Genomic DNA, 4,045 nt, shown 5'->3' on the forward strand with positions numbered 1-4,045 from the left:
TGCCCGGCACCGTCTGGATCAACCCGCCGACCGAGGAGACCGACACAACGGCCGCATAACACACCCACTGGTCTCATTCAGCTTGAAAAATTCCGATTCGGGAACTGATGCGCGGTTCGGTCATCCACACAGCGATCCGGACCGCCGGACCGATCGGGGGGCCGATGGCCACCGCCCCGACTCGGGTTGCGGCACGGCGTCAACCTCGCCGGTGATCAGTCCCGAACTGGGCGGTCGTTGAATTGTCCGTCCTCCGGGGAAGTGGTTCCGAATAGCAGGAATTCGAAAAAGGAACTTGGTCGGCTGTCTGAATTGACGCCGTTACCGGGTTATGTCACGCTGTATCGCGGATAAAGCACCTCGCTGGGCGAGGCTCCTGTACGAAAACAGGCCACTGATCCAAGTGGCTTCCTGGATAACGGGATACGTCGTGCAGTGCCGAAGCTCTGTCGAGAGAGGTATGCGCCGGCGGTATTTCGCCGCGACGGACCTCGTGTGCACTGGTGACGGCGCTCTCGCGCGCCTCGGTCGCAATTGGAGGTGAGGGCGACCGTGTCTCCCAGCGACGGACAGTATCTGAATTCCATTCCACCGCCCCCGTGCGGGTGGATTCATATCACGCGAGCCTGAGATATCTCGGTCGGTGTCGCCGTATGCGCTGGCACGCGACTGTTGATTTCATGCTGCGTTTACACGCCGGTATCCGGCTGCGGTAATCGCCGAATACCAGCGCGGGCATGGTTTCGCTGTGCCCGGAAAGGCCGTGCCCGTCGGGTCGCGGCCGAGAATTTTATCTACACCCTTTCGAAGGTTCATCTGATGAGGAAGATCACCAGCTACACCACCGTCGTCGCGCTCGCGCTCGGTGTGCTCAGTTTCACCATGCCCGTCTCGGATGCCGCTCCGGCACAACCGAATCCGGTGCCGGTCACACGCACCGATCTCGCTCCGGGTATTCACTGGACCGCGGACCGTGTCGACAACTCCGTGGTCGTCAAGATCGATGCGGGCTCGCTGGCCGCACGTGATGGCCAGTTCCAGGTACTCGACGCCGCCGGCACCGTTGTTGCCGGACTGCCGCTGTCCTATGGGATGAACGGGCTCGAGTTCCCGATCGCGGCCACGATCGATGGCAATACCGCCACGCTGACTCCGAGCACCGATCCGGCCACTGCCACGCCGGTACGGATGTTGCAGCCGGTCGACGCGCAGTCCGACTTCGACAGCGCGCTGTCGGCGGCGGGCACCCAGTTCGGTCTCGCCGTCGGCGTGGGTGCGCTGATCGGCACCATTGTCGGCGGCATCGGTGGCTGTGTCCTGGGTGCGATCGTGCCCGCCGCACTGCTGACCCCGATCTTCTTCCCCGGCTGGATCGGCGGCTGTCTGGCAGGTGCCGCGGCGGGTGTCGCCCTCGGCGCGGCCGCGGGCACCGTGCTGCTGGGCTTGCCGGTCGGCATCGCCAGTGCGATCCAGTTCTTCCAGCGGCTCAACACTCCGCAGGTCCCGGCCCCGGCTCCCGCTCCGGCCGCCTGATCGTGCGCATCGGGTTGTGCCGGAACGGATTCCGGCACAACCACCGGCCGTGAAACGTGGCCCGTCGAATTGGGTCCTGGCCGCTGGGCAAGAAGTAGATCATTATCCCACCGAATCCTTCCGACCGGCACCATTGACGACACGTTGATGCTCGGGGGTCAGAAATTGACGACCTTCGAGCGGTGCGCCGGGGACATTTATAGATGGCCCGTCGATCCGGAGGTCGGGCCGATTTTTATCGCAGTAATCGCCGCGGCATATCAGGTGTGTCGTGGTCGAAGAGAGGTTCTTTCCATGTCTGTCGTGGTGTTCACGGTAGTGACCGTGGCAATTTTCGCCGTGCTCGGCCTGATCCAGCGAGGAATTGAGCGGCTGTGACGGCGAACATAATCGGTCTCGTTCTGGCCGTCGCGGTCGCCGTGTATCTGGTGGCGGCGCTGCTGTATCCGGAAAGGTTCTAGTGAACACAACTACCGCAGGGATCGTCTTCGCGGCGGCCCTGGTTATCGCGCTTGTCGTCGTCCATATTCCGCTGGGCGACTACATGTATCGGGTGTACACCAGCGAGAAGGATTCTCGGGCCGAGCGAATCATCTACCGCGCCATCGGCGTTCAGCCCGGCGCGGAACAGACCTGGGCGGTGTATGCCCGCTGTGTGCTGGCCTTCTCGGCGATCAGCGTGCTGTTCCTGTTCTTCCTGCAGTTGGTGCAGGGGCGTCTGCCCCTGCACCTGCACGATCCGGGTACCAAGATGACCGTGGATCTGGCCTGGAACACCGCGATCAGCTTCGTCACCAATACCAACTGGCAGAACTACGCGGGCGAATCCACCCTTGGCCACGTCGTGCAGATGTGTGGCCTGGCCGTGCAGAACTTCGTCTCCGCCGCGGTGGGCATGGCGGTCGCGATCGCGTTGGTGCGTGGTTTCGCCCGTCGGCGTACGAACGATCTGGGCAACTTCTGGGTGGATCTGGTGCGGGGAATCATCCGCATCCTGCTGCCGATCGCCTTCGTCTTCGCGATCGTTCTGATCGCCGGTGGCGTGATCCAGAACTTCCACGTCTACGACCAGGTCGCCCACACCGTCGGCAACACCGGCTCACAGACCCTGCCCGGCGGTCCGGTCGCCAGCCAGGAGGTCATCAAGGAACTGGGCACCAACGGTGGCGGCTTCTACAACGTGAACTCCGCCCACCCCTTCGAAAACCCGACCACGTGGACGAACTGGCTGGAGATCTTCCTGCTGCTGGTGATCAGCTTCTCGCTGCCGCGCACCTTCGGGCGGATGGTCGGCAGCACCAAGCAGGGTTATGCGATCGCGTCGGTGATGGCCACGATCGCGCTGATCAGCGTGGCGCTGCAGAACTTCTTCCAGCTGCAGCATCACGGCACCGTGCCGACCGCGGTCGGCGCCGCGATGGAGGGGATCGAAACCCGTTTCGGCGTCACGGATTCCGCGACCTTCGCCACCGCGACGACGCTGACCTCCACGGGCGCTGTCGATTCCGCGCACGACTCCTACACCAGCCTCGGCGGCCTGATGACGCTGTTCAATATGCAGCTCGGTGAGGTCGCGCCCGGTGGTACCGGTTCGGGCCTGTACGGCATGCTGATCCTGGCCGTGATCACGGTGTTCGTCGCCGGTCTGATGGTCGGGCGGACACCGGAATACCTCGGCAAGAAGATCACGCCGCGCGAAATCAAGCTCGCCGCTTCGTATTTCCTGGTGACGCCGCTGATCGTGCTGACCGGCACCGCGATCGCGATGGCGCTGCCAGGCGAACGCGCTGGCATGGCCAATGCTGGCCCGCACGGCCTATCGGAGGTGCTCTACGCGTTCACCTCCACGGCGAACAACAACGGGTCGGCCTTCGCCGGTCTCAGCGCTAACACCGTGTGGTGGAACACCGCGCTGGGCCTGGCCATGGTGTTCGGCCGGTTCGTTCCGATGATGTTCGCTCTCGCGCTGGCCGGTTCGCTGGCGGTGCAGGGCCATACTCCGGAATCGGCCGGCACGTTGCCCACGCATCGGCCGCAGTTCGTCGGCATGGTGGCGGGTGTGACCGTCATCCTGGTCGCCCTCACCTTCCTGCCCGCACTGGCACTCGGGCCGCTCGCCGAAGGAATTCACTGAAATGACGACTCCAACACTCGATTCCGTACCGTCCAAGCACGTCCAGCCGAGCGCCAAGGGGCGCGTCACGGGCGGCTTGTTCGACCCCAGGATGCTGGTCAAGTCCCTGCCGGACGCGTGTAAGAAGCTGGATCCGCGCACGTTGTGGCGTAATCCGGTGATGTTGATCGTGGAGATCGGCGCGATCTGGTCCACGGTGCTCGCGTTGACCAAGCCGACGTTCTTCGCCTGGGCGATCGTCGTATGGCTTTGGCTGACAGTGATTTTCGCGAATCTGGCCGAAGCGGTCGCGGAGGGGCGTGGTAAGGCGCAGGCCGACGCGCTGCGTAAGGCCAAGACCGATACCGTCGCTCGGCGACTCGTGGACTGGCATCCGGG

At 63.8% G+C, this 4,045-nt stretch carries 3 protein-coding genes, 1 pseudogene and 1 riboswitch; all 4 genes and pseudogenes read left to right on the forward strand.

Features of this window, described 5'->3' with window-relative positions; all coding sequences use genetic code 11:
- Positions 1 to 352: 352 nt before the first annotated feature.
- Positions 353 to 465: riboswitch (M-box (ykoK) riboswitch) on the forward strand.
- Between the two features lie 354 nt (positions 466 to 819).
- Positions 820 to 1,533 carry a hypothetical protein gene (locus ACIA76_RS43615; RefSeq protein WP_397161454.1) on the forward strand — a complete coding sequence of 238 codons (714 nt, stop codon included), beginning with the start codon at positions 820 to 822 and terminating at the stop codon, positions 1,531 to 1,533.
- Positions 1,534 to 1,907: 374 nt separating this feature from the next.
- Complete coding sequence (kdpF, locus tag ACIA76_RS43620) at positions 1,908 to 1,994, forward strand: K(+)-transporting ATPase subunit F (protein ID WP_114755462.1); 87 nt, start codon at positions 1,908 to 1,910, stop codon at positions 1,992 to 1,994.
- Complete coding sequence (gene kdpA / locus ACIA76_RS43625) at positions 1,994 to 3,667, forward strand: potassium-transporting ATPase subunit KdpA (RefSeq protein ID WP_397161456.1); 1,674 nt, start codon at positions 1,994 to 1,996, stop codon at positions 3,665 to 3,667. The genes kdpF and kdpA overlap by 1 nt, the downstream gene beginning before the upstream one ends.
- A gap of 1 nt (position 3,668) precedes the next feature.
- Positions 3,669 to 4,045, forward strand: a pseudogene (locus tag ACIA76_RS43630) (potassium-transporting ATPase subunit B); the annotation flags it as partial.

The organism is Nocardia sp. NPDC051570 (assembly GCF_044454005.1).
GTDB lineage: Bacteria > Actinomycetota > Actinomycetes > Mycobacteriales > Mycobacteriaceae > Nocardia.